This window comes from Mycobacterium sp. NGS40, from assembly GCF_059812735.1.
The window spans coordinates 226952-250077 of sequence record NZ_JCALDG010000001.1 but is presented as its reverse complement, the minus strand read 5'-3'; the positions used below and the strand labels follow the sequence as shown (position 1 = coordinate 250077).

The window sequence follows — 23126 nt, the reverse complement described above, 5'->3', positions numbered from 1 at the left end:
CCACTTCGCATACATCATGCTGAAGAGGCCGTCGGCCCAACACGTTCCGGCGTGCCTCGAGGAGGACTCGGATGAGCAACCGCCCCGCGAGGCCGTCGTGCTCGTGACCCAGCCGTCTCGTGCGGCGATGCAACCCGCACCCCGGGCGCGCCGGCTCGCGAAATTGCGCGAGACGGCGCCCACCACCCGGGTCATGGTGGTGGCGGTGATGGTGTCGATGGTGGCCTTCCTCGACAGCACCGTGGTGAACCTGGCACTGCCGGCCACCGAGCGCGAACTCGGCGGCGGCCTGTGCCTGCAGCAGTGGGTTGTCGACGGCTACCTGCTGGCCCTGGCGGCCGCGATCCTGCCGGGCGGTTCCATCTCCGATCTGTTCGGTCGAGTGCCGGTCATGCGTTTCGGGCTGGCCACCTTCGGGACCGGCTCGGTGCTGGCGGCCAGCGCGACCTCGCCGGTGATGCTGATCGCGGGCCGTGTCATCCAAGGTCTGGGGGCGGCGTTTTTGGTGCCCGGATCGCTGGCGATGATCAACTCCACATTCGCCCCCACGGACCGTCACCGAGCCATCGGAGCATGGACGGGCTGGACCGGCACCGCCTTCGCGATCGGCCCGCTGCTGGGCGGTCTGGCGGTGGACCTGCTGAGCTGGCGATGGATCTATGCGCTGTCGGCCGTCCCGATAGTCATCGGTTTCGCCTTGACGTTCTGGCTGCGCCCGGTGCCCCGGCCGGCCCACCGCGCCAGCCTGGACGTCCGCGGGGCGGTCTTGGCCGCGTTGGGGCTGGCCGCCACCGTCGATGCCCTGATCGAGGCCGGCCAGCACGGCTGGTCCGGCCGCATCGTCGCCACGCTGATCGTCGGGATCGCGGCCCTGCTGGCGTTCGTGAGCTGGCAACGGCGTGCCCCGCACCCGCTGATTCCGCTGCGCCTGTTCACCGTCCGGAACTTCGCCGCCGCCAACCTGGTCACCGCCTTCGTCTACGGCGCCATCGCGATGGCCTCCCTGGCTGTCGCGCTCTACACCCAGGAGGTCGCGGGCTACTGCGCGACGGTCGCGGCCCTGGCCACCCTGCCCAACCCGATCCTGTCGTTTCTGTTCGCCAAGCGCGTCGGCGGTTTGGCCGCGCGCATCGGACCGCACGTGTTCCTGACGGCGGGGCCGATCCTGGCCGGACTGGGACTGCTGCTGATCCGGCCCGGTGCCGGATTCAATATCGTCACCCATCTGCTGCCCGGGACGACGGTGCTGGCCATCGGACTGCTACTGACCACGACACCGTTGGGCGCGTTGAACCTGTCTTCGGTTGACGCCACCCGCAGCGGGATCGCGGCGGCCATCCAAAACGCGGTGGGCCGGACATCGGCGTTGACCTCCGTGGCGAGCGTGGGGCTGATCGCCGCGGGAACGCTCACCGATGCCAGTTTCACCCGGTTGCTGCAGATCGCCGCGGCCCTGTTCTTCATCGCCGCCCTGATCGCCACCGTCTGCGTTGTCAATCCACGCCACGCCGCCGATTCCGTGCTCGAGGACGTCACAGCCGTAGCCTGAAAGCCCGGCGCTTCGACCGCGTGCCTACGCTGACCCGATGAGCGAACGCCGCACCGCGTCCGACGTCGTCGAGGGAATCGACCTGTCCGGCAAGGTATGTGTGATCACCGGCGCCTCGTCGGGCCTGGGACGGGAGTCGGCACGGGCACTGGCCGCCGCGGGCGCCCACGTGATCCTGGCCGCCCGCAACTCCGACGCCCTGGACGAAACCGCCCGGTGGGTGCGCGACGAAGTACCGGGCGCGACGACCTCGGCTGTCGAGCTCGACCTGACCGCGCTGTCCAGTGTCCGCGCGGCGGCCAGCGCGATCGGCGACATCGTGCCGGCGGTGCACATACTGATGAACAACGCCGGTGTCATGTTCACCCCGTTCGGCCGCACCCGGGATGGGTTCGAATTGCAGATCGGGACAAACCATTTCGGGCACTTCGAGCTGACACGATTGCTGGTCCCACAGCTGAGGGCCGCGCGGGGCGCCCGCGTGGTGATCCTGTCTTCCGGGGGCCACGTGATGGGCGACGTCGACTTCGCCGATCCGAACTGGGAGCACCGCGACTACGACAAGTTCGTGGCATACGGCGCCTCCAAGACGGCGAACGTCCTGCACGCGATCGAAGCCGATCGGCGGTTGCGCGACTTGGGTATTCGCGCCTACGCCGTACATCCCGGCACGGTTGCCACCGCGCTGGCGCGATACATGTCACGCGAGGACTTCTCCGATCTTCGCAAGCTCGTCGTGGACAACAGCGCACTGCGCGGCCAGACCAGCGACGGGCGTCTCGACTTCTCCACCCCCGAGCAGGGTGCGGCCACCCAGGTGTGGGCCGCGGTGAGTCCCGAGCTCGCCGGGCGCGGTGCGCTGTACCTGGAAGACTGCCGAATCAGCGAAAACGTCGCCCCCTACGCGAGCGATCCCCAACGCGCCGCCGAATTCTGGCTGCTCTCCGAAAAGCTTTGTGCCAGCGCATAAGCTCGGGCCACATTGTGCCGAGGCGGTAAATCCGCAGACAAAGTGTGAGTGCGAGCCTGCGAAATTACACACTCGACGAGGCTCGGCCGACGACTCACGGTTCCGGCAGCGGTTTCCAGTCCCGGGACAGCTGCGAGCCGAACCGCGGGTCCCGCCCCTCGAGGAACGCGGCGACACCTTCACGAGCGTCGTCGGTGCCCATCACCCGGTGATGCAACCGCGTCTCCAGCGAGGCAACCTGTCGCGGCGTATAGCCGTAAATCGCGCTGTCCCACAACAGCCGCTTACACAATGCCGCCGACATCGGTGCCACATTGACCGCGATGTCGCGGGCCATCTCCAGCGCGGTGTCGAGCACCTGCGCGGCCAGCACCGACCGATTCGCGATACCGTACGCGACGGCCTCGGGCCCGTCGAACGTGCGCCCGGTCAGCAGCACCTCGGCCGCCACACCGAGATTGGTCAGGTGCGCCAATGTCCAGTGCGCCATGCAATCGGGAATCACTCCGCGGCGCACCTGCACCACGCCGTATTTGGCGTCCTCGGCGAGAATGCGGATGTCGGCCTGCAGCGCGATCGTCAACCCGATACCGATGGCGTGCCCATTGACGGCCGCGATCACCGGTTTGCGCAATTCGAACGCCGGCGGGTCGATGGGCGACGCGGAAAAACCCGCAACGTCTTGCGGACTGTCGAATAGCGTTGCGCCGCCGGAGAAATCGGCACCGGCGCAAAACGCCCGGCCCGCCCCGGTGACCACGATGGCGCGGACGTCGTCGTTCTCGTCACACTCCCGGTACGCCCGGCTCAGCAGCGCGCCCATCTCGGCGGTGTAGGCGTTGAGGTGCTCGGGCCGATTGAGGGTGAGCACCGCCACGCCCGCGTCGACGTCGACCACCACGTCGCTGCTCATCGTCGGGCGGGCGTTCGGTGCAGGGCTTCGATCAGGCCGGCAAGGTCGGCGTTAACCGGCGTGTAGTAGGGGAAGTAGCAACACACTTCGTCGACGTGATCGCCGAACCGCTCGGCGATCTGCTGCGCGCATTGCTGCGGTGTCCCGACGATTCCGATCCGGGCCACCATGTCGTCGGTGATCAGGGCCCGCATCTCGGCGAAGCGTCCCTGCTTGGACAGCGCGTTGAGCTCCGGTTGGACATCCGCCCAGCCCTCCACCTCGAGCACCGGCAGGTAGGCCGGCGTGGAGCCGTAGAAGGCGATCAGCGACGCGACGCCGTCGACCGCCGCCGCCAGGTCTCCCTCGTTGCTGCCGACCGCGACCATGGCCTGGGCGATCACCTGAAAGTCGTTGGCGCAGCGCTGCGAACGGCGCAGTCCTTCGTTGATCGCGGGGACGGTGCGGTCGGCGAAGTGACGGGCGCTGTTGAACGGCATGACCAACAGGCCGTCGGCGACTTCGCCGGCGGTGCGCGTCATGATCGGGCCCAGTGCCCCCATCAGAACCGGAGGCGGCCCGAATGGGTTCGGGCCAGGGTTGAAGTTGGGTGCCATCAGGGTGTGGGTGAAGAACTCACCGCGAAAGTTCAACGGGGACTGGCCTTCCCAGGCCGTGAAGATCGCCTTGATCGCGGCGATGGTTTCGGCCATCCGCGCGGCCGGCCGATGCCAGGTGCTGCCGTAGCGCTTTTCGATGTGAACCTTGATCTGCGAGCCCAGCCCGAGCCGGAACTTGCCGCCGCTGTAAACCTGCAAATCGTAGGCGGCGTGCGCCATATGCAGCGGACTGCGCGGCGCGGCGATCGCGACATTGGTCATTATGTCCAGGTTGGTCTCTTTGGCCGCGATGAGCAGCGGAAAGAACACGTCGTGCTGACCCTCGAAGGTGAACAGGCCGTCGGCACCGGTCTCGGCGATCTCGGCCGCACTCGCCGACGCACCGGTGGGCGATCCGTGTACCTGCAGATGTACTTTCACTCAACCGTCCAGTCGCGCAATCATTTTCCCTATAGGAAAGCACACCGCTACTCCGACAGCTGGAACTCCACCATCTCGGCGATCGCGTCGACCGCCTCACCCAGTGCCGCGAACCGGTCGGCCGCCGACGGCGCCGCGAGCACACTGTAGCGATCGGCCGCGCCGATCGGGATACGAGTGGCCAACGCGTACAGCCGCTGTCCCGCGTCGGCTTCGTCGGGGCCCAGCAGCACCTCGCGCTCCGGCAGCATGGTGCCGCGCGCCTCGGCGATCCGCTCGAACAAGGCCATCATCCGGTCTTCGATGTCGACAAGCTGCGCCACGGTGACCGCGTCGCCGGGTTCGTCGGGCCACGGCTGCACCGACGCCCGCGGGTAGGGATCGTCGGCGAGCCACTCGGACACCCGAATCCGCTCGCCGGTCCGGCAGCGCACCGAGTACCGCTCGACGCCCTGCTCGACGCATTCTTCGATCGTGCACAGGACGCCGACGTCGCAGCGCGAATCGCCGCCGCCGACCTCGCGACCACGCGAGATCAGCACCACGCCGAACGGTTCGCCGGTGTCGAGGCAATGCCGCACCAGTGCGACGAAGCGTGGCTCGAAGATGCGCAACGGCAGATCCTGGTTCGGCAGCATCGCCGCCTCCAGCGGAAACATCGCCAGTTCCATCAGATTTCCAGCTCTCCCACCAACGCATCGACGACAGCACGCAGATCGCCGTCGTGCTCTTCGGCCACCCGCCGCTGTCGCTGATAGGAAGCACCGTGGCGCCAGATGTCCTCCACCGCCGTGAGTTCGTCGGCGCAGTGCAGCAACTTGGCGACCGGCTCCAGCCGGTTCAGCACATCGACGAGGTCGTCGGTGACCAGGCGCTCATTGCTGTCGGCGTCCTGGATGATCACCGCGTCCAGGCCGTAGCGCGCCGCGCGCCACTTGTTCTCCTGGTTGTGCCAGGGCGGCATGGTGGGCAAGGTCTCGTCGGCTTCCAGCCGGCGATCCAGGTCGACCACCAGGCAATGTGTCAGCGCGACCAGCGCGCTCAGCTCACGCAGGTTGGACACGCCATCGCAGACTCGCACTTCGAGTGTGCCCAGATGCGGCGAAGGCCTTATATCCCAACGGACTTCGTCGACGTGGTCGATGATGCCGGTCTTCTTCTGGTCGTAGACGAACCCTTCGAATTCCGGCCAGGTCTGAAACTGGAACGGCAGCCCGGCGGTGGGCAACTGCTGGAACATCATGGCCCGGTTGCTCGCGTAACCGGTGTCCACACCCGTCCACCACGGTGAGGAGGCCGACAGCGCCAGCAGGTGCGGGTAGTAGCGCAGCAGTGACGTCATGATCGGCATCACCTTGTGCGCCGAGGAGATTCCCACGTGCACGTGCACACCCCAGATCAGCATCTGGCGTCCCCACCACTGGGTGCGCTTGATCAGCTCGGCGTAGCGGGGCGCATCGGTGAGCTTCTGGGTGCTCCACTGCGCGAACGGGTGTGCCCCGGCGCAGAACAGCTCCATGCCACGGGCCCGGACGATCTGACGCGCGGGACCCAACGTCTCGCGCAAATCCTCGATCGCCTGCCCGGTGCTATCGCAGATGCCGCTGACCACCTCGACGGTGTTGCGCAGCAATTCCTTGTGCACACGCGGGTTTTCGCCGATCTCGGCGATGACGGAAGTGGCCTCGTTACTCAGATCGCGAGTCTGCGCGTCGACGAGGGCGAACTCCCACTCCACACCGAGCGTCGGCCGCGGCGATCGGGCGAAATCGATATGCGCGAGAGGCCTGTTAGCCGGCACCAATGACACCGCACGCCACTCGCTTGCCGGCGTCGCCAGTGCTCATCGTCATCGCATCCGGACCCGGCGCTCCGTTGGTCTGGCTGTATCGCTCCGGCGGGATGTTGGCGAAGTTATCCGCACCCGCGTGGATGATGATCGCGGTCTTTTCACCCGTCAACAGGTCCTCCATCGCGAAGGCGTCGGTGGTGGTCACCAACGTCCCGGCACCGTCTTTGCGAACTTCCAGCGAGGTGAGGTCGCCGCTGGCGGGCTCGTTGGAGTGGCCGGGTGCTTGGAAGTGGCCGCCCGCGGACAGGAAGTCGCCGGGTGCACCGCCGGTGGGGCCAACCGAATTGGCCTCGCACTTGCCGACTTTGTGGATGTGCACGCCGTGGAAGCCGGGCGCGATCTGGCCCGCCCCGGTCGTCGCGATCGTGATGGTGGCGTAGCCATTGGCGAACTCGAGCGTCGCGGTCGCGACCTGCGTGCCGTCGGGTGCGCGCAGATGGGTCGTGATGCTCCGCCTGCCCTCGCTCGCGGCTCCCGCGGTTGCCGACGGCGCGGGTGATCCCGTCCAGATGGCAGGGGTGGTACCCGGGACCGACGAGGCGTGTTGGGGCGAGGAGCACGCGCCCAGCAAAACGATACTGGTGGCTGCGGACAGGGTGACAACGACGTTGCGATGACCGGCAAGCGTAGGCATAGCGAGAGCCTAACCCGGCTCGCGACTCAGAGTCAGCCCGCGACCAAGACGATTACGCCGGGCGGTTCTCCGCTAAGCGCGGGGATGCGCGGTTCGACCGGCGCGCTCAGGTTCTTGCCGATCGCGTCCGCGGTGGCGTGCTCGCTACCGGCATCGGTGAAGTACACGGTCGTGACGGTCACTTCGGGCAACGTCAGGTTTCCGACGTCGACGACCTTGAAGCCGCCGGCCTTGAGTTGGTCCGCGGTCTTCCCGGCGACACCTTCCTTGCCGGAGATGTTGAACACGTGGACGTCGGCATCGGTGGCCGCGGGCTTGGTACTCGTCGCGGTCGAAGAGGCGGTGCTGCTGGTGCTGGTGGCGCTCGAGGCCGCCGAGGCCGAGTCGTCGTCGGATTTCCCGGAGGAGCTCAGCGCCTGCCACCCGAGCAGCAAAAAGATGACGCCGAGAAACAGCAACACCATCACCATGGCCCGCAGTGGGAGCCCGGTGGAATCGGGCACACGCTCTTTCATCGAGCCCTACTGTAGCTAGTCAGGTCACCTCGAAGCCGAGGCGCCGGGCCGCACGCGCCTTCTGGCGGCTGGCCCGCAACCGCCGCAACCGCTTCACCAGCATCGGGTCGGCGGCCAGCGCCTCTGGCCGATCCACTAGCGCGTTCAGCACTTGGTAGTACCGCGTTGCCGACATCGAGAACAACTCTTTGATCGCGTCTTCCTTGACACCGGCGAACTTCCACCACTGACGCTCGAAGGCCAGTATGTCGTGTTCGCGTCGGGTCAGCCCATCGGCGACTTCAGGATCGTCCCCCGATCGATTTGCCCGCGCCATGGCGCTGTCCATATCGCTTCCCCTGGACCCTTCCGCCGAATTCCCTGTAGCTCTGCTGACTTGACTTACACCGGGGCATGTTTCGGCGAATATTGAATCACGCCGCGAACCCTCAAGCCCTCATCCAGACCCGCGAGTCGGCGGATTGCCTTCATTGCTTACTTCGCGGCCCTGATCCTGATTGCCCACCTTCTCAGCCCGCCGCTTTGCGGCGCGCATCGTCGGCGGGCTTAAGCTAGCCGACCATGGCAGTCGTACCAATCCGCATCGTGGGCGATCCGGTGTTGCACACACCGACCACACCGGTACCCGTCGACACCGACGGTTCGCTGCCGGCCGACCTCGCCGCGTTGATCTCCGACATGTACGACACGATGGACGCCGCGCACGGCGTCGGGCTGGCCGCCAACCAGATCGGACACGGCCTGCGGGTGTTCGTCTACGACTGTGCCGACGACCGCGGCATGACCGAGCGCCGCCGCGGCGTGGTCGTCAATCCGATCCTGGAAACCTCCGAGATACCCGAGACCATGCCCGACCCGAGCGACGACGACGAGGGGTGCCTGTCGGTTCCCGGCGAGTCGTTTCCCACCGGGCGCGCGAAATGGGCGCGGGTCAGCGGGCTGGACGCCGAGGGCAAACCGATCACCATCGAGGGCACCGGACTGTTCGCCCGGATGCTGCAGCACGAGACCGGGCACCTGGATGGCTTCCTCTACCTGGACCGCCTGATCGGACGGCACGCCCGCGCCGCAAAGCGCACCGTCAAATCCCACGGCTGGGGTGTGCCGGGATTGTCCTGGACGCCCGGCGAGGGACCGGATCCGTTCGGTCACTGATGGTCTCGTGGCCGGACCTCGGAACCCGCGTGACGGTTCGCTACCGGCGTCCGGCCGGCTCGGTTCCGCCACTCTCGGATGCGGTCGGACACCTGTTGGCGACCGATCCGGTGGTGCGCGTGCAGACGAAGACAGGAGCGGTCCTCGAATTCGCCGCCGCCGACGCGGTGGCCCTGCGGGTACTGACCGACGCACCGGTGCGCACGTCGGCGATCCGCGCGCTGGAGTACGCCGCCGCGGCCGCCCGGCCCGGCCTCGAACACGCCTGGCTGGATGGCTGGCTGCTGCGACTGGACCATCGCCCGGCTGAGGGGGACGGCGACGAAGCCGGCTTTGCCTCGAATTCGGCAGTGCCACTGGATATTTCAGCCCGGTTCAGCTCCGTCCTGGCGATCGTCGCCTGGTACGAGCGTCGCGGCCGATCCCCGCTGCTGGCCATCCCGGAACGCTTGCTGACCCCGCCGCGCACCGCGGTGGCCGATCACACCGAGCGCGTGTTGGTCCGCGACGTGCCGAGCATCACCCCAGAGCCGGGCACGGGCGAGGGTGCCGTCGTGACCGATGCGCCCGACGGCACCCGCTGGGCAGGACTTTCGGCGCCGCGCGAAGACCAGTTGGCCTGGGGGGCCCGCCGCGGCGCCACCCGCGCATACATCGTCCTTGCCGAGGGCGACACCGCAACCGCCGGCCGCGCCGACAACCTCGGCTTCCGGCTGCACCACCGCCGTCGCTACTTCGAGGCCCGGTCGCCCGGCTGGGATACCGTCTAGCTGTGCGACTAGCGACCTGGAACGTCAACTCGATTCGCACCCGTCTGGACCGCGTCACCGATTGGCTCGCCCGCGCCGAGGTCGACGTGCTGGCCATGCAGGAGACCAAGTGCTCCGACAGCCAGTTCCCCGCCCTGCCGTTCGTGGAACTGGGCTACGAGGTCGCCCACGTCGGCTTCAACCAGTGGAACGGCGTGGCGATCGCGTCTCGCGTGGGCTTAGACGATGTGCAGGTCGGATTCGACGGCCAGCCCACCTGGAGCAGCAAGCCGGAGGTGGCCGCAACCGCCGAAGCCCGCGCCCTGGGCGCGACCTGCGGCGGCGTGCGGGTGTGGAGCCTCTACGTGCCCAACGGCCGCACGCTGACCGACCCGCACTACACCTACAAGCTGGAATGGCTTGCCGCCCTGCGCGATACGGCCGCCGGCTGGCTGCGCGACGATCCCGGCGCACAGATCGCGATGGTCGGCGACTGGAACATCGCACCGACCGACGACGACGTCTGGAGCACCGAATTCTTCGCCGGCGCCACCCACGTGTCCGAGCCGGAACGCCGGGCGTTCAATGCGATTGTCGAGGCGCAATTCACCGATGTGGTACGGCCTTTCACCCCGGGCCCCGGCGTCTATACCTATTGGGATTACACCCAGCTGCGGTTCCCGAAGAAGCAGGGTATGCGCATCGACTTCATCCTCGCCTCACCGGCGCTGGCCGGGCGGGTCGCCGATGCGCAGATCGTCCGGGACGAACGCAAAGGCAAGGCGCCCAGCGATCACGCTCCGGTATTAGTCGACTTGAATCCCGGGTAACCGCGCAAATTCCAGGCGACTTCGCGTTGTGAGGACGTTTCCGACGTGGCACCATTTTGCGTTGTTAGATACGTGCACAATTTTCGTGGCTGCTGTTAACCGCCCGTTCGGCGGGTATACATGTTGCTACGCGGTCGCAACCAGAGCGACCAAGGAATCAGGGAGTCATCATGGGTGTCGTCGGAGGGGCAGTCCGCAGCGCGGGCAAAACTGTCAATCGCGCGGCGGATGCCACCACCGCCGCTGCGGGCGCCGTCGGAGGCGCGGCAATCAATGGAATCGTGGGTGGGGTAACCGGAGCGGCCGAGGGCATCAAGCGCGGGATCAACTCGGGCAGTCACTCGACCCCGGCGGCCGCGCTGGCCATCGGCGCGTTGGGCGTGGCCGGGCTGGTCGAGTGGCCGCTGCTATTGGCGGTCGGCGGCAGTGCGCTGGTATTGCACCGGCTCAACCGCAAGCCCCAGGGCCCGGCGAAAGCCCAGCTCAAGCCGGTACCGACCGAGTCGGCGCCGCCAAAGTCGGCACCGCCGAAGGCCGCCGGCAAGGCCCCCGCCAAGAAGACGGCCGGACGTCGCGCCGGCGCCGCGGCGTTGCGCAGTACCAACTAGAGGGCTTGACTTACGCGGACGCTCGTTGCGGCCGGCCGTGCGGCCGCCCGGCAGCGTGTGCGGAGGGGTCGGGGCAGATCGTCGCCCGGGGTCGCGAAATCACTCGCGACGAAAAGCGCGGTGGCCTGCGATGCGTCCGATCGGGCTGGACGATCTCCACGATCCCGACGCGCCACAGCAGCGCATAGAGTTCGAGCAACGGCACGCGTAGCACCGAAGCAACAGACGAAAATATCGGATCGGCCAGGGAGTCGGTCGTCGACATAGACCGACGGTGGCCAAGTCACTAGGCGAGTTGGGAAACCCTTCGTTACTGAAAGGCAAATGATGGCGGAAAAGAAAACTCGCCGTGCAACATCTCAACGCGAAGCGGTAGAAAAAATTCGCGCGGGCGAAACCTTCGTGGTGAAGCTGCCCGTGATCGGGCAGACCGAGATTCCGCGACCCGAACAGCTGGCCTACTACGGCGGCCTGGCCGCCCTGGCCGCACTCGAACTGATCGACTGGCCGGTCGCCCTGGTCATCGCCGCCGGACACATCCTGGCCAGCAACCACCACAACAAGCTGCTGGAAGAAATCGGCGAAGCGATGGAAGAGGTCTAGCGATCGGCTTCTGCGGGAATGCGCTCGTGGATCGTCAACAGCAGATGGTCGACCTGGCTCTGAACCACCGCTGACATCGGCGGCAGGTCGCTGACCTCCTGGATCAGTTGCCTGGCCAGCGTGCGCAGCTTGATGTTGGTTTCTTGCGAACGCCACTGCAGCACCCGGAACGCCTGGTCGGCGCTGACCCGGTAGATGGCCATCATCACGCCCTTGGCCTGCTCGATGGCCGCTCGGTTTTCGAACAGATCCGGCAGCGCCTCGTCGAGAACTTCCTGGCGGCTTTCGTGACGGGCTTCGTCGATGCCGCTCAGGTCGATGTAGTAGCCCGCCGTCCCCCGCACCGCACCCGACTCGTCGTCCACGATGCGGTCCGCCACGACGATCGCATCGTGCACCGCGCCCGATGTGTCGACAAAACGGTGCCGACTCGAGAAGGACTCCCCGGAGTGCAACGCATGGTGGAGCAGATCGCGGACGTGCTCCCGATCGTCGGGATGTTTGTGGGACAACATCAGTTTCGTTGTCGGCGCGACCGTCCCGGGTTCGTAGCCGTGCATTCGCGCGACCTCGTCGGACCACTCCCAGCGTTCCCCGTCGAACCAGAACTTGAAGCTGCCGACGTTCAGGTATGAAATCGCGGGGCCCCCGGTCCCCTTCGTCGGCTGCTTCCGAGTCCGGGTGAATGTCGCGGCACCCGCTTGCTTAGGCTGCTGCACGTCCTTCATCATCTCACTCCGGGAAATTCACGGAAGAGCAATCCGCTGATTGGAACCTGTTTCCGCCGTTGACCCCGTCGATATTTTCGCAATCTGGACCGATTGGGCGCTCCCGTGCGGCGCGGATGGCCCGGGGTGGGGGTAACGTCGCGTGCGGGCGTTAGCCACCGAAAAGTAAACAACCGCGGGAGCGCACGCCGAGTGTGCTGAGAGGACGGCTTGGGGCCGTCGACCGTACGAACCTGACCGGATAATGCCGGCGTAGGGAGATGAAAATATGACTGACATTATTTCCACCACCGTGGACACCGTTTCCGTGACCACCGGGTCGATCTGGGGCAGCACAAAGGTGTATCGGGAGCTCGAGGGAGTTCCCGGAGCCCGGGTGCCGTTGCGCCGGGTGAACCTCTCCAACGGCGAGCACTTCGATCTGTACGACACCTCCGGGCCCTACACCGATACGGACGCCACGATCGATCTGAGTGCCGGGCTACCGCCACGACCCGGTGTGGTCCGCGACCGCGGCACTCAACTGCAGCGGGCCCGCGCCGGTGAGATCACCGCCGAGATGGCGTTCATCGCCGCGCGCGAGGGCATGCCCGCCGAGCTGGTGCGCGACGAGGTCGCCCGCGGACGCGCGGTCATCCCGGCCAACCGCAACCATCCCGAGATCGAGCCGATGATCATCGGCAAGACGTTCGCGACCAAGGTCAACGCGAACATCGGCAACTCCGCCGTGACGTCATCGATCGCCGAAGAGGTCGACAAGATGGTGTGGGCGACCCGCTGGGGTGCCGACACCATCATGGACCTGTCCACCGGCAAGAACATCCACGAGACGCGCGAGTGGATCCTGCGCAACTCGCCGGTTCCGGTCGGCACCGTGCCGATCTACCAGGCGCTGGAAAAGACCAACGGCGACCCGACCGAACTGACCTGGGAGCTCTACCGCGACACCGTGATCGAGCAGTGCGAGCAGGGCGTGGACTACATGACGGTGCACGCTGGCGTGCTGCTGCGCTATGTGCCGCTGACCGCCAAGCGGGTCACCGGCATCGTGTCCCGCGGCGGGTCGATCATGGCGGCCTGGTGCCTGGCTCACCACCGAGAGTCGTTCCTGTACACCAACTTTGAAGAACTCTGCGACATCTTCGCCCAATACGACGTCACCTTCTCCTTGGGCGACGGACTGCGGCCGGGATCCATCGCCGACGCCAATGACGCCGCGCAGTTCGCCGAGCTGCGCACCCTGGGCGAGCTGACGAAGATCGCGAAAGCCCATGGCGTGCAGGTGATGATCGAGGGCCCCGGGCATGTCCCGATGCACAAGATCGTCGAGAACGTGCGGCTCGAAGAGGAGCTGTGCGAAGAGGCCCCCTTCTACACGCTGGGCCCGCTGGCCACCGACATCGCGCCGGCCTACGACCACATCACCTCGGCGATCGGCGCGGCGATCATCGCCCAGGCCGGCACCGCGATGCTCTGCTACGTCACACCGAAGGAGCACCTCGGGCTGCCGGACCGCAAGGACGTCAAGGACGGTGTGATCGCCTACAAGATCGCCGCCCACGCAGGTGATCTCGCCAAGGGGCATCCGCACGCTCAGGACCGAGACAATGCGTTGAGCCAGGCGCGTTTCGAGTTCCGGTGGAACGACCAGTTTGCACTGTCGCTGGATCCCGACACCGCGCGGGAGTACCACGACGAGACGCTGCCCGCCGCACCCGCCAAGGCCGCGCACTTCTGCTCGATGTGCGGGCCGAAGTTCTGCTCGATGCGCATCACCCAGGACGTCCGCGACTACGCGGCCAAGCACGGCCTGGAAACCGAAGAAGACATCGAAGCCATGCTCGCGAACGGCATGGCCGAGAAGTCACGCGAGTTCGCCGAGCACGGCAACCGGGTGTATCTACCGATCACGCAGCCGTGACACGGACGCGGGGGCCGGGTCGCGGCAATCCGGCACAGTGAACTACCTGCCCCTGGCACCGCCGGGTGCGACGCCGCGCCGCGTGCTGTCCATCGCCGGCTCGGACTCCGGCGGTGGTGCGGGCATCCAGGCCGACATGCGCACCTTTGCGCTGCTGGGGGTGCACGCCTGCATCGCGGTCACCGCGGTGACCGTGCAGAACACGTTGGGAGTCAAGAGCTTTCATCAGATCCCCGAAGACGTGGTCGCCGGTCAGATCGAAGCGGTGGTCAGCGACATCGGCATTCAGGCCGCCAAGACCGGGATGCTGGCATCACCGCGCATCATCGACACCGTGGCCGCCACCTGGCGCCGGCTCGAATTGACGGTGCCCCTGGTTGTCGACCCGGTGGCGGCGTCCATGCACGGCGATGCGCTGATGGCGCCGGCGGCCCTGGATTCGCTTCGCACGCAACTGTTTCCGTTGGCCACGCTGGTGACGCCGAATCTCGACGAGGTGCGGCTGCTGGTCGGACTCGACGTGGTGGACGCCGAGTCGCAGCGCGCGGCGGCCAAGGCACTGCACGCGCTGGGCCCGCAGTGGGTGCTGGTCAAGGGTGGTCACCTACGCTCGTCGCAACGCAGCTGCGACCTGCTCTATGACGGCGCCGATTTCTACGAGTTCGATACCGAGCGCATCGCGACCGGCAACGACCACGGTGGCGGTGACACGCTGGCCGCCGCGATCGCCTGCGCGCTGGCCCACGGGTTGACCGTTCCCGAGGCCGTCGCATTCGGAAAGCGCTGGGTCACCGAATGCCTGCGTGCCGCCTACCCACTCGGCCGGGGCCACGGCCCGGTCTCGCCACTGTTCCGGCTGTCGTGAATCTCGACCAGATCGCGGGTATAGCGCACCAACCCGACGGCATCGCGCACGGTGTCGTGGTGCTCACGCACGGCGCCGGCGGCAACCGCGAATCGGAGCTGCTGCAACGGGTTTGCGACGAGTGGGCGCGGCGCGGCTGGCTGGCTGTTCGGTACAACCTGCCCTACCGGCGGCGCCGCCCCAAGGGCCCGCCGTCCGGCTCGGCGGCCACCGACCGCGCCGGAATCGACGAGGCAATCGCCTTGTGCCGCACCCTTGCCGACGGCCCGCTGATCGCGGGCGGACATTCCTACGGCGGCCGGCAGACGTCGATGGTGGTCGCCGAGGCAGACCCGCTCCAGGTCGGGGCGTTGACATTGTTTTCCTATCCGGTCCATCCACCGGGAAAGCCTGAACGACTCCGCACCGAACACCTGCCCGCTATTCGGGTGCCCACCGTGTTCACCCACGGCACCTCGGATCCCTTCGGCACGCCGACCGAGGTGCGTGATGCCGCGGCGTTGATCCCCGCGACGACCGAGGTCGTCGAAATCGCCGGCGCACGACACGATTTGCGCTCGAAGACACTCGACGTGCCCGCGCTCGCGGTCGATGCGGCGCTGCGCCTGTTGGGCTGAGGTTCACTGCCCCGGCAGGGTGCAGGTGGTGGGGAGCAGCAGGATCGCGGGCCACAGCGCGGCGGCTTCGCCGAAGGCGACCAGGTCCGGACTGATCGGGGTCACTTTTGCCCATTCGGCTTGCAGGTCGCGCACCCGGTCCGGGTGGATGGTGGCCCAGAAGAAGCCGATCAGGAGGTAGGGCAGGGTGAGCCACAGGGCCAACTCGATGAGCGCCTGGACCGAGACCCGTCGCGCGAGCCCGCTGCGAATGCGGGCCATCCCTGCCGCCAGCGCTGCCATATGCGCAACGATAGGCCAGGTACCCGGAAGGAGTCAGTCGGTTGATCGCCAAGCTGCGGCAGTTGTTGAACTACGAGATGACGGTGGCCGAGTGGATCGCACTCGCGGTGCTGCTGGGCATTCCTTACTCGATTGTCGGGCTGATCTGGTCATCGACACACACCAACCATCTTCGCGGCATGCAGGGCGCCGACCTGGTGGTGTCGTTTCTCGGCTCGATCGTGTCCTGGCCGGTGCTGCTGTTCTCCAACGTCTGCATGACCTGACCCGCTCCCGCGAGACTGCACCTACCGACCCGTTTCCGCAAGACGCGCTGCCGGTAGGTGCAGTCTCGCGGTAGTCTATTTAGACAGTTGGAACTGGACAGTTTGGACTGTCTAGTTTACGGTGGTGGCATGGATGGCATCGGCGAGTCCGCTGCAACCGCCGCCCGAGACATTCGAGTGGTGTTCAGCCGCCTACGACGTCGGTTGCGCGATGTCGAGGTCCGCAACGACCTGACCCCGTCACAGACAGCGGTACTCACCCGACTCTGGAAGGAAGGCGCGTCGTCGGCCAGCGTGTTGGCCGGTGCGGAGCGGGTGCGTCCCCAGTCGATGGCAACCATCCTGGCCGCCTTGGGCCAGCGCGGATTCATCGAGCGCACACCCGACCCCGAAGATGGTCGGCGCCAAGTGGTCTCGTTGACCAAGGCGGGCCGTCAGCGTGCCGAAAGCGACCGCCAAGTGCGGGAGGAGTGGCTGGCGCGCGAGTTGCAGGACCGCTACTCCGAAGCCGAACGCCGCATCATCGTCGATGCGCTGGCACTGCTTGAACGATTGACCGAATCCTGAAAGGGCATTGGTGGCAATGGAAATAGGTGTGCACTTTATCGACTTTCTACCCGGCGACACCACGGAGCTGGGCCCGACATTGGCCAACGCGGCCACGACCGCCGAGCAAGCGGGCGCGACGATGTTCACCCTGGCCGATCATTTCCTGCAGATGGAGAACACTGGGCGCCCGGCCGAGGATCCATTCCTCGAGGGCTATACATCGCTGGGTTTCCTTGCCGGACAAACGAGCACGATCGACCTCACCCTGTTGGTCACCGGAGTCACCTATCGCTACCCGGGTGTGCTGGCCAAAACAGTCACCACCTTGGACGTGCTGTCGCAGGGCCGCTCGATGCTGGGACTGGGCGCGGCGTGGTACGACCGTGAACATGCCGCCCTGGGCATTCCCTACCCACCGGTGAGCCAACGCTTCGAGATGCTGGAGGAGACGCTGCAGATCTGTCGGCAGATGTGGAGTGACGACAACGGGCCTTACGCCGGCAAGCACTACCAGTTGGCCGAGACAATCTGTGAGCCGCAACCGATTCGACGCCCGCCGATCCTGATCGGTGGCGACGGTGAGAAGAAGACGCTGCGAATGGTCGCGCAGTACGCCGACATCTGGAACAGCACGGTCCAAGAGGTCGACGTGCTGCGGCGCAAGGTCGACGTGCTGAACCGGCACTGCGACACCGTGGGCCGGGACTCCGGTGACATCCGCAAAACCGTTGGCATTCTTGCCGACCCGTTCGGTGACGTCGACGGCTACCTGAAGAACGTGGAACGGTACGCCGAGCTGGGATTCACGTTGATCAACATCGGCCCGCTACCCGGAAACCCCGATCCGGTCGGCTACATCCGCCGCTTCGGCGACGAGCTGGTTCCGAGGCTCGCCGAGATCGGTTGAGCGCCAGCCTGTTCAGGCAGCCAGACCCGGGATGGCCGGCAAGTCGACGCTGTCGACGTAAACGGTGGCGGGAGCGCCCGAATACCTGTCGTGATACCGATCCCGCTCCACCGTCCCGGTGATCGCGCTGAGGATCCCGACGACGATGCCGACCACGATCAGGACCGCGCCGATCGCGATGCCGGCAATGGCCAACCCGCGGCCACCTTCACCGGTCTGCTTGATCTTGCCCAGGGCGATGATGCCGAAGATGATGCCGAGAATCGGCCCGATGCCGCAGAGCCATCCCAACAACGAGCAGACCAGCGAGGCGATGGCCATGCTGTTGGTACCGGCTGCTGCGGGTGGGTAACCGCCTCCCGGCACAGGCGGATAGCCCGGCGCCGGCGGCGGTGGCGGGTAACTTCCTCCCGGCGGCGGATAGCTCGGTCCCGGCGGAGGCGGCGAATAACCCTGCCCCGGCGGCGGATAACCGGATTCGCCGGGTGGGGGCGGATAGCTAGGCGGTTCTTCCGTCACGACGCCTCCTGAGGTCAAGTGGTTCCATACTCTACGCCTTGGTTAGCCGGGGTGCCGCGTGTAGCAAGCGTCCATGTTGCCGGCCACGCCGCCGCGGAACGCCGCTATGCGCGTGAAGCCGGCGGGCACACTGGTCCCGTCCGCATCGCTGGCGACCATGTGATTGGTGAGCAACCCGGCGACGGCCTCATCTAGGTCACCCGCAGTCAGCAGCAGCTCCTTGTGGGAGGGGGTGTCGATCGGTTCGGCCATCTTGCGGTGCACCACACCGGTCAGGCACGCGGTCCGCAACGCGGTCCACGGGCTCTGCATCGGTAGACCGCGTTCGTGTTGTACCGCAAGCGCGTATCTCGACATGATGATCGACAAGGCGGTGTCATCACCTTGCGGCAGAGTGTGTTCCTTCTCGTCGGAGACCTTCGCCATCGCCGCCAGGCCGGCCAGGTCGACCATGATCGTGTTGGTCGCCGGGCAGTAGGACGCGGGCGGACTGGGTTTCGCGTCCGGGCAAGCACTCGGGTGGAAGGACAGCGTCGGCGCGCTCTTCGGCGAGAACACCTTTCCCAACAAGTCCATCAGTGTCGACAGTGTGTCTTCGTTGATCGGGACCTCGCCGGTCTCGGGGTCTCCGTTGGGATCGGTCTGCAAACCCTTGGGCAGGTCTCCGCGCCGTTGTGCGATTTCCTGCTGGTTGATTCCCGCGCACGCCGACGCGCCGCTGATGAAGCCCATCTGGAAGGCGCCGACCCGGTCCAGCGCCGACCCGTGCTCGTCGTCGTTCTCGGTTTCGGCATCCATCACCGGGTCACGGGTGACGATGATCCCGGCCAGCACGTGGTCGAGGCCGTCGGCGGTGCTCAGCGTGAAACGCGGCGACTTCCCGGCAGCCACCCAATACAGATAGACCCCCGCGAAGCAGTCGGCCTGTTGCTCACGGACGATGGTCGGGTCGCGCTTGGTCACCAGCTTCGCCATCTGCTGCAAGGCGTGGCCGAACTCGTGCGCCAGCACGCCGGTGACCGACATGTCGCCGAAATACTTTTGCGCGACCGGCATGAACACCGCGCGGTCCCAGGCGATCAAGTTGCAGCGGGACGTGAAAAAGGCATTGACGAGCTTGTACGTTTCGTTGTGGCAAACGATCGGACTGCTCGGATCGTTGGAGTCGTAGGAGACCAGTTTCGCGACGGGCAGGAACGTGCCCTGCAACGACTGGCTGTACGCCGATTTCCAGTAGTCCTCGATGTCGGTAACCGACAGCAACGACAACTTGTCGATCAGCCCGTTGTCGGTGTTGATCACCGTGCCGCTCGGTGGCGCCGGGTTCTCGCGGATTCCGCTGTGGCCGTCGGTGGCGAGCAGATCGCTCACCCGGAACGGGTCGTTGAGCATCGACAGGGGCCGCCCGTCGAGGACTGTGGTACACCCCGCTACCACGAACACCGTCGCTGCACAGGCAATTGCCGCCCTCAGCGAACCGCCGATGACGCGCCTGCGACTGCCCTGCAGCCGAAGTCGACCTTGCCCGCGGTTCATCATGCCCAACCTCATCCCGACCGGCTGCACGGCAGCATCAAAGGGTTCTCATTCTAGGTCCGCTGGTTGAACAGCGTAGCGAAAACCAGCGGCCCAGCAAACGCCGCTAGGGCAATCGGGTCCGATGCCGTTTGTCGTGGAGCGGGACGCCGTTGACACCGGAAATGGACATGGCGTAGCTGCCTGCCGCGTATGCCACGCCAGAACCCATGACGGCCAATGCTTCCCGGTTGATGTTGTCGATCGTGTCCCGGGGGGTTTGAAAATTGGGGTCGTATCCGACTCCGGCCCTGCCGCCCCACAGGCGCGCTTGCACAGGCGATTTCAGTTGCGATGCGCCGGTGCTCATGCCGCCGATCGGCACCCCCGCGATCATGAAGGGGTGGTAGTCGGTCCGGGGGCCCAACGGCATGTCGGCGGGCCGCTTACCGGCCAGATTGAGATAGCCGGACAGCGTGCGCTCGATACCCGCCGACCCCTCGGGCACATCAGCGGACGCGATCCCCTGTCCGGGCGGCCCGGACTGATCGCCGTCATCGGTGAAGAACCCGGCGTTGGGCGAACCGAGCAGGTTGAAGTCCAGGTACATCGCGATGTCGTTGAGCTGCTGGTCGTCCAGGCCGAACACATAATCCATGACGCCGTTGAGCCCGTCCTCGTCGGCCCCCCAGAACACGAACCGCACCGCGTTGTTCACCGGCGCCAGCGGGCCCAGTTGCAGGGCGGTTTCCAGCACCGCGGCCACCCCGGACCCGTTGTCGTTGATGCCCGCACCGCTGCGCGGACCGTCGAGGTGGGCGCCAACCATGATCACGTCGTTCGTCGAGCCGGTCTTGGTCTGCGCCAGCACATTTCGCGATGTGATCTTGACGTTCTCGGCGTCCAGCACCAGCCGCACCGGTGCGGTGGCGTGCGACAGCGCGCTGCCACCGTAGCTACTCACGACGGCGACCGGCATGGTCAGCTGCTTGTAGTAGCCCGCGGTGAACAACGTGGGCGGAGCTCCTTCGCCGGTGGCGGTGCTGACCACGATCACTGCCGCGGCTCCCTTTGCCCTCGCGCTGTTTTGCTTGTCGACCACCGAGCAGCGCGCGTCGTCGACGACGGCGATGGCGCCCGCGGGCAGCGTGGCCGGGTAATCACCCGCCGCGCAGCCCGACGGTTGCGTGGGTTTCACCGGTTGGCCGCTGAGACCGCCCGGCGGTGTCCGGACCAGCAGCGAGGCCTGGTCCACCGAATAGCTGTTGGCGGCGATCGTCAGCGACGGCTTACCCGGTGACACCGCGTACAGCCGGTCGAACTGTGGCGTTGCCACCTCGAAGCCCTTGCTGCGCAACGCTTTCGCGACATATTCGACGCTGGCGTCATAGCCCGGTGTCCCCTCTGCCCGGTTCCCCTTGTTGGCGTTGGCGATGTCCTGCAGCGCCCGCAGGTGCACGAACATCCCGTCGGCAGTGACCTTTCCAGCCAGCACCCGGCCGAGGTCCGGCGCGGCCGCCGGCGGTGGATGCCGCGGCGACGAACACCCTGCCACCAGCCCGATCAGCACCACCACCGAGCACAGGTGGCGGATCATCGTTTTGCGAGCACGTGGCGGGTGCGGTCAGCCATGGCCGGGACCCCGTTGTGTCCGGTGAGATCCTGGGCGTACAGAGCGATCGCGTAGGCCACACCGGCGCCGTTGATGCCCAGCGAGGTGCGGTCGATGTGGTCGAGCGTGTCAGTGCTCTTGTGATAGTTCGGATCGAACGGCTCATCTGCCGTCCCGCCCCACAATTTGACTTGGTCGGCGGACTTGTTTGCTTCCGCACCGGAGAACAAGCCGCCCGACGGGATACCGGCCTGGGTGAAGCCGTCGTAGTCGGAGCGTCCGTCGAACTGCGTATCCTGCGCGGTCTTGCCGGCCGCCTTCAGGTAGGCGACCAGCGTGCGCTCGATGCCTGCCGAACCTTCTGGTACCACCGGTTGGCCGCGGGTGTCGGCCGGCAGGGATTGGTCACCGTCATAGGTGAAGTAACCGGGGTTCGGCGAGGCGAGCATGTCGAAATTCAGGTACAGGGCAATGTTTTTGAGGTCTTCGAAATTCAGTGATTCGACGTAGTTGCGCGATCCGATCAGTCCGAGTTCCTCGGCACCCCAGAACGCGAAGCGCACCGCGTTGTGCACCTGGGGCGAATTCCCAAGTTGCACTGCGGTTTCCAAGATTGCGGCGACGCCGGAGCCGTTGTCGTTGATGCCCGGTCCCGCCGGCACGCTGTCCAGGTGTGCGCCCGCCATCACCACGTCGTTGGGCGAGCCCGTCTTGGTCTGCGCGATGATGTTGCGCGCCTTGAAGCTCTGACTGTTGGCGTCCAGCTTGATCGTGACCGGCCCGGGCTGGGCGCGCAGCTGCATACCGGTGGATTTGGTGACACCGACCGCCGGAATCTTCACGACGGTGTTCGCCCCGAGCGTGCCGCCCATCTGTTCCTCGTCGACATTGTCGGCGACGATCAACGCCACCGCTCCGCGCTGCGCGGCGGCGTCCTCCTTCTGCGCAAATGGGCACGTGCCGCGGTCAACCAGGACCACCGCGCCCTGCACCGCAAGATTGTCGTAGTCCGAGGCCGCGCAGGCCTGGCCGTTGCCGGTCGACACCGTCAGCAACGGGCCGCTCACCCCGTCGGGTCCGGTGCCGAGGCTGAACTCGAGCGCGTGCGCCTCGACGGTCTTACCGCCTACCGTCACCGTGGGCTTCTCGGAATGAAAAACCCGCGCCGAAAATTCGGGGGTTTGCACGTCGAAACCGCTGTGGCGCAACGTGTTCACCACATAGTCAACGCTGGCGTCGTAGCCGGGCGTGCCCACCGCCCGGGTGCCGTTATTGGCGTTGGCGATGTCCTGAAGCTTGGTCAGGTGCGCCATCATCGCGTCGGCCGTGACCTTGTTGTGCACCGTGTTGGCGAACTCCGCCGCGGCGGGATCGCTCACCTGCTGGGAGTTCGCCGCCCGGTGCGAGCAACCGGTCACGACCACGGCGAGGGCGACCGTGGCGAGCAGCGCCGCCATCGTTCGGGATTTGTTCACCATCGCGCCCAAGGTTAGACGCCCGTCGCGCCTGGGCGCACTCGGCTCACCGCGGCGTGAGGTCAGACGTATAGCCCGCTGAAGGGGGCGAACGGAATGTTGCGCACCACAAACCAAACCAATACCAACGAGAGCGTCACCATGGCGGCCCAGCGGTGGTGTTGCCAGCTCCTGATCCGCCGGCCCGTCACCCGGCCGTAGGTCCAGACCAGGTAGGCCCACACCAACAGCACGACCGCCGCCAAGCCCAACGCGTTGAACCTGGCGGCGGCCATCACGTTGCCGTGCAAGAGCGAATAGATCATCCGCAGGCTGCCGCAACCGGGACAGTCGATTCCCAGCAGAGCCTTGGTGGGACACACCGGCAGCGGGCCACCCGGGGTGGTCGGATCGCCCGCCCAGGTGGCCGCGCACACCAACGTCGTCGACGCGGCGACCATGAGCGGGGCGCCGAGACCGAGCGTGAGCGGCCG

The 23126-nt window shown here is 66.5% G+C and carries 28 protein-coding genes and 1 riboswitch; of the genes, 13 read left to right on the top strand and 15 right to left on the bottom strand.

Annotation, left to right across the window (positions count from 1 at the left end):
* Positions 1–16: 16 nt before the first annotated feature.
* The gene (locus AC5Y5O_RS01235; RefSeq protein ID WP_500023373.1) at positions 17–1549 is read left to right on the top strand and encodes an MFS transporter; all 1533 of its coding nucleotides are present in this window, start codon (positions 17–19) and stop codon (positions 1547–1549) included.
* A 37-nt stretch (positions 1550–1586) separates the two neighbouring features.
* Positions 1587–2519 carry an SDR family NAD(P)-dependent oxidoreductase gene (locus AC5Y5O_RS01230; protein WP_096284362.1) on the top strand — a complete coding sequence of 311 codons (933 nt, stop codon included), beginning with the start codon at positions 1587–1589 and terminating at the stop codon, positions 2517–2519.
* Positions 2520–2613: 94 nt separating this feature from the next.
* On the opposite strand, the gene AC5Y5O_RS01225 is transcribed toward AC5Y5O_RS01230, so the two are convergent.
* Genes AC5Y5O_RS01225 through napA form a run of 7 tightly spaced genes read right to left on the bottom strand, consistent with a single transcriptional unit; the run spans position 2614 to position 7780 of the window.
* Positions 2614–3432, bottom strand: coding sequence for an enoyl-CoA hydratase-related protein (locus tag AC5Y5O_RS01225; RefSeq protein ID WP_096284360.1), 819 nt, complete (start codon positions 3430–3432; stop codon positions 2614–2616).
* Complete coding sequence (locus tag AC5Y5O_RS01220) at positions 3429–4451, bottom strand: TIGR03617 family F420-dependent LLM class oxidoreductase (protein ID WP_096284358.1); 1023 nt, start codon at positions 4449–4451, stop codon at positions 3429–3431. The genes AC5Y5O_RS01225 and AC5Y5O_RS01220 overlap by 4 nt, the downstream gene beginning before the upstream one ends.
* Positions 4452–4498: 47 nt before the next feature.
* Positions 4499–5122 carry an LON peptidase substrate-binding domain-containing protein gene (locus tag AC5Y5O_RS01215; RefSeq protein WP_096284356.1) on the bottom strand — a complete coding sequence of 208 codons (624 nt, stop codon included), beginning with the start codon at positions 5120–5122 and terminating at the stop codon, positions 4499–4501.
* Entirely contained in the window at positions 5122–6252 is a 1131-nt protein-coding gene (locus tag AC5Y5O_RS01210; protein ID WP_500023370.1) for a glutamate--cysteine ligase, read from the bottom strand. Before AC5Y5O_RS01210 ends, AC5Y5O_RS01215 begins: the two co-directional genes overlap by 1 nt.
* Positions 6242–6937: a superoxide dismutase[Cu-Zn] gene (gene sodC, locus AC5Y5O_RS01205; RefSeq protein WP_096284352.1), complete on the bottom strand. Its 696-nt coding sequence runs from the start codon at positions 6935–6937 to the stop codon at positions 6242–6244. The genes AC5Y5O_RS01210 and sodC overlap by 11 nt, the downstream gene beginning before the upstream one ends.
* Positions 6938–6969: 32 nt before the next feature.
* Entirely contained in the window at positions 6970–7452 is a 483-nt protein-coding gene (locus tag AC5Y5O_RS01200) for a LytR C-terminal domain-containing protein (RefSeq protein ID WP_096284350.1), read from the bottom strand.
* Between the two features lie 19 nt (positions 7453–7471).
* Positions 7472–7780: a nucleoid-associated protein NapA gene (napA, locus tag AC5Y5O_RS01195; protein WP_096284348.1), complete on the bottom strand. Its 309-nt coding sequence runs from the start codon at positions 7778–7780 to the stop codon at positions 7472–7474.
* A 233-nt stretch (positions 7781–8013) separates the two neighbouring features.
* Between napA and AC5Y5O_RS01190 the strand changes: the two genes are divergently transcribed.
* The 4 genes from AC5Y5O_RS01190 to AC5Y5O_RS01175 all read left to right on the top strand — a co-directional run bounded on the left by AC5Y5O_RS01190 (position 8014) and on the right by AC5Y5O_RS01175 (position 10794).
* Positions 8014–8607 carry a peptide deformylase gene (locus AC5Y5O_RS01190; protein ID WP_096284346.1) on the top strand — a complete coding sequence of 198 codons (594 nt, stop codon included), beginning with the start codon at positions 8014–8016 and terminating at the stop codon, positions 8605–8607.
* Entirely contained in the window at positions 8607–9377 is a 771-nt protein-coding gene (locus AC5Y5O_RS01185; RefSeq protein WP_096284344.1) for a GNAT family N-acetyltransferase, cg3035/Rv0428c family, read from the top strand. Before AC5Y5O_RS01190 ends, AC5Y5O_RS01185 begins: the two co-directional genes overlap by 1 nt.
* Positions 9378–9379: 2 nt before the next feature.
* Entirely contained in the window at positions 9380–10186 is an 807-nt protein-coding gene (locus tag AC5Y5O_RS01180; protein ID WP_096284342.1) for an exodeoxyribonuclease III, read from the top strand.
* A 170-nt stretch (positions 10187–10356) separates the two neighbouring features.
* Entirely contained in the window at positions 10357–10794 is a 438-nt protein-coding gene (locus AC5Y5O_RS01175) for a hypothetical protein (protein ID WP_096284340.1), read from the top strand.
* A 10-nt stretch (positions 10795–10804) separates the two neighbouring features.
* On the opposite strand, the gene AC5Y5O_RS01170 is transcribed toward AC5Y5O_RS01175, so the two are convergent.
* Positions 10805–11059, bottom strand: a complete 255-nt coding sequence (locus tag AC5Y5O_RS01170; RefSeq protein WP_090599496.1) for an Rv1535 domain-containing protein — start codon at positions 11057–11059, stop codon at positions 10805–10807.
* 62 nt (positions 11060–11121) lie between these two features.
* On the opposite strand from AC5Y5O_RS01170, the gene AC5Y5O_RS01165 reads away from it, so the two are divergent.
* Complete coding sequence (locus AC5Y5O_RS01165; RefSeq protein ID WP_096290842.1) at positions 11122–11397, top strand: hypothetical protein; 276 nt, start codon at positions 11122–11124, stop codon at positions 11395–11397.
* On the opposite strand, the gene AC5Y5O_RS01160 is transcribed toward AC5Y5O_RS01165, so the two are convergent.
* Positions 11394–12035, bottom strand: coding sequence for a PAS and ANTAR domain-containing protein (locus tag AC5Y5O_RS01160; RefSeq protein WP_243393906.1), 642 nt, complete (start codon positions 12033–12035; stop codon positions 11394–11396). The two genes, AC5Y5O_RS01165 and AC5Y5O_RS01160, sit on opposite strands and share 4 nt — an antisense overlap.
* Before the next feature lie 255 nt (positions 12036–12290).
* Positions 12291–12401, top strand: a riboswitch (TPP riboswitch).
* On the opposite strand from AC5Y5O_RS01160, the gene thiC reads away from it, so the two are divergent.
* From thiC to AC5Y5O_RS01145, 3 genes are all read left to right on the top strand, one after another.
* Complete coding sequence (thiC, locus tag AC5Y5O_RS01155) at positions 12394–14046, top strand: phosphomethylpyrimidine synthase ThiC (protein ID WP_500023366.1); 1653 nt, start codon at positions 12394–12396, stop codon at positions 14044–14046. (Overlaps the previous riboswitch by 8 nt.)
* 37 nt (positions 14047–14083) lie before the next feature.
* On the top strand, positions 14084–14911 hold the full coding sequence (thiD, locus tag AC5Y5O_RS01150; RefSeq protein ID WP_096284338.1) for a bifunctional hydroxymethylpyrimidine kinase/phosphomethylpyrimidine kinase: 828 nt from the start codon (positions 14084–14086) through the stop codon (positions 14909–14911).
* On the top strand, positions 14908–15528 hold the full coding sequence (locus tag AC5Y5O_RS01145; RefSeq protein ID WP_096284337.1) for an alpha/beta hydrolase family protein: 621 nt from the start codon (positions 14908–14910) through the stop codon (positions 15526–15528). Before thiD ends, AC5Y5O_RS01145 begins: the two co-directional genes overlap by 4 nt.
* Before the next feature lie 3 nt (positions 15529–15531).
* On the opposite strand, the gene AC5Y5O_RS01140 is transcribed toward AC5Y5O_RS01145, so the two are convergent.
* The gene (locus AC5Y5O_RS01140; protein WP_133160816.1) at positions 15532–15810 is read right to left on the bottom strand and encodes a hypothetical protein; all 279 of its coding nucleotides are present in this window, start codon (positions 15808–15810) and stop codon (positions 15532–15534) included.
* A 77-nt stretch (positions 15811–15887) separates the two neighbouring features.
* Here AC5Y5O_RS01140 and AC5Y5O_RS01135 point away from each other — a divergent pair, with 77 nt between their 5' ends.
* From AC5Y5O_RS01135 to AC5Y5O_RS01125, 3 genes are all read left to right on the top strand, one after another.
* Positions 15888–16076, top strand: a complete 189-nt coding sequence (locus tag AC5Y5O_RS01135; RefSeq protein WP_423790879.1) for a hypothetical protein — start codon at positions 15888–15890, stop codon at positions 16074–16076.
* Between the two features lie 129 nt (positions 16077–16205).
* Entirely contained in the window at positions 16206–16643 is a 438-nt protein-coding gene (locus tag AC5Y5O_RS01130) for a MarR family winged helix-turn-helix transcriptional regulator (protein WP_096284331.1), read from the top strand.
* 16 nt (positions 16644–16659) lie between these two features.
* Complete coding sequence (locus AC5Y5O_RS01125; RefSeq protein ID WP_096284329.1) at positions 16660–17532, top strand: LLM class F420-dependent oxidoreductase; 873 nt, start codon at positions 16660–16662, stop codon at positions 17530–17532.
* Between the two features lie 12 nt (positions 17533–17544).
* On the opposite strand, the gene AC5Y5O_RS01120 is transcribed toward AC5Y5O_RS01125, so the two are convergent.
* The 5 genes from AC5Y5O_RS01120 to AC5Y5O_RS01100 all read right to left on the bottom strand — a co-directional run bounded on the left by AC5Y5O_RS01120 (position 17545) and on the right by AC5Y5O_RS01100 (position 23093).
* Positions 17545–18051: a DUF4190 domain-containing protein gene (locus tag AC5Y5O_RS01120; RefSeq protein WP_243393750.1), complete on the bottom strand. Its 507-nt coding sequence runs from the start codon at positions 18049–18051 to the stop codon at positions 17545–17547.
* Positions 18052–18093: 42 nt separating this feature from the next.
* Positions 18094–19590: a neutral zinc metallopeptidase gene (locus tag AC5Y5O_RS01115; protein WP_500023362.1), complete on the bottom strand. Its 1497-nt coding sequence runs from the start codon at positions 19588–19590 to the stop codon at positions 18094–18096.
* Between the two features lie 103 nt (positions 19591–19693).
* Complete coding sequence (locus AC5Y5O_RS01110; protein ID WP_096284323.1) at positions 19694–21163, bottom strand: M28 family peptidase; 1470 nt, start codon at positions 21161–21163, stop codon at positions 19694–19696.
* A complete protein-coding gene (locus AC5Y5O_RS01105) occupies positions 21160–22656 on the bottom strand; it encodes a M28 family metallopeptidase (protein ID WP_096284321.1) in 1497 nt (498 codons plus the stop codon). The genes AC5Y5O_RS01110 and AC5Y5O_RS01105 overlap by 4 nt, the downstream gene beginning before the upstream one ends.
* 59 nt (positions 22657–22715) lie before the next feature.
* Complete coding sequence (locus tag AC5Y5O_RS01100; RefSeq protein WP_096290839.1) at positions 22716–23093, bottom strand: DUF2752 domain-containing protein; 378 nt, start codon at positions 23091–23093, stop codon at positions 22716–22718.
* Between the last annotated feature and the right edge of the window lie 33 nt (positions 23094–23126).

What these genes read in the sequence shown, in the direction of transcription:
- AC5Y5O_RS01235 (WP_500023373.1), top strand. Translation starts at nt 17, where the DNA reads ATGCTGAAGAGGCCGTCGGCCCAACACGTTCCGGCGTGCCTCGAGGAG.
- AC5Y5O_RS01230 (WP_096284362.1), top strand. Translation starts at nt 1,587, where the DNA reads ATGAGCGAACGCCGCACCGCGTCCGACGTCGTCGAGGGAATCGACCTG.
- AC5Y5O_RS01225 (WP_096284360.1), bottom strand. Translation starts at nt 3,432, where the DNA reads ATGAGCAGCGACGTGGTGGTCGACGTCGACGCGGGCGTGGCGGTGCTC.
- AC5Y5O_RS01215 (WP_096284356.1), bottom strand. Translation starts at nt 5,122, where the DNA reads ATGGAACTGGCGATGTTTCCGCTGGAGGCGGCGATGCTGCCGAACCAG.
- sodC (WP_096284352.1), bottom strand. Translation starts at nt 6,937, where the DNA reads ATGCCTACGCTTGCCGGTCATCGCAACGTCGTTGTCACCCTGTCCGCA.
- AC5Y5O_RS01200 (WP_096284350.1), bottom strand. Translation starts at nt 7,452, where the DNA reads ATGAAAGAGCGTGTGCCCGATTCCACCGGGCTCCCACTGCGGGCCATG.
- napA (WP_096284348.1), bottom strand. Translation starts at nt 7,780, where the DNA reads ATGGACAGCGCCATGGCGCGGGCAAATCGATCGGGGGACGATCCTGAA.
- AC5Y5O_RS01190 (WP_096284346.1), top strand. Translation starts at nt 8,014, where the DNA reads ATGGCAGTCGTACCAATCCGCATCGTGGGCGATCCGGTGTTGCACACA.
- AC5Y5O_RS01185 (WP_096284344.1), top strand. Translation starts at nt 8,607, where the DNA reads ATGGTCTCGTGGCCGGACCTCGGAACCCGCGTGACGGTTCGCTACCGG.
- AC5Y5O_RS01175 (WP_096284340.1), top strand. Translation starts at nt 10,357, where the DNA reads ATGGGTGTCGTCGGAGGGGCAGTCCGCAGCGCGGGCAAAACTGTCAAT.
- AC5Y5O_RS01170 (WP_090599496.1), bottom strand. Translation starts at nt 11,059, where the DNA reads ATGTCGACGACCGACTCCCTGGCCGATCCGATATTTTCGTCTGTTGCT.
- AC5Y5O_RS01165 (WP_096290842.1), top strand. Translation starts at nt 11,122, where the DNA reads ATGGCGGAAAAGAAAACTCGCCGTGCAACATCTCAACGCGAAGCGGTA.
- thiC (WP_500023366.1), top strand. Translation starts at nt 12,394, where the DNA reads ATGACTGACATTATTTCCACCACCGTGGACACCGTTTCCGTGACCACC.
- AC5Y5O_RS01140 (WP_133160816.1), bottom strand. Translation starts at nt 15,810, where the DNA reads ATGGCAGCGCTGGCGGCAGGGATGGCCCGCATTCGCAGCGGGCTCGCG.
- AC5Y5O_RS01135 (WP_423790879.1), top strand. Translation starts at nt 15,888, where the DNA reads ATGACGGTGGCCGAGTGGATCGCACTCGCGGTGCTGCTGGGCATTCCT.
- AC5Y5O_RS01130 (WP_096284331.1), top strand. Translation starts at nt 16,206, where the DNA reads ATGGATGGCATCGGCGAGTCCGCTGCAACCGCCGCCCGAGACATTCGA.
- AC5Y5O_RS01125 (WP_096284329.1), top strand. Translation starts at nt 16,660, where the DNA reads ATGGAAATAGGTGTGCACTTTATCGACTTTCTACCCGGCGACACCACG.
- AC5Y5O_RS01115 (WP_500023362.1), bottom strand. Translation starts at nt 19,590, where the DNA reads ATGATGAACCGCGGGCAAGGTCGACTTCGGCTGCAGGGCAGTCGCAGG.
- AC5Y5O_RS01110 (WP_096284323.1), bottom strand. Translation starts at nt 21,163, where the DNA reads ATGATCCGCCACCTGTGCTCGGTGGTGGTGCTGATCGGGCTGGTGGCA.
- AC5Y5O_RS01105 (WP_096284321.1), bottom strand. Translation starts at nt 22,656, where the DNA reads ATGGTGAACAAATCCCGAACGATGGCGGCGCTGCTCGCCACGGTCGCC.
- AC5Y5O_RS01100 (WP_096290839.1), bottom strand. Translation starts at nt 23,093, where the DNA reads ATGGTCGCCGCGTCGACGACGTTGGTGTGCGCGGCCACCTGGGCGGGC.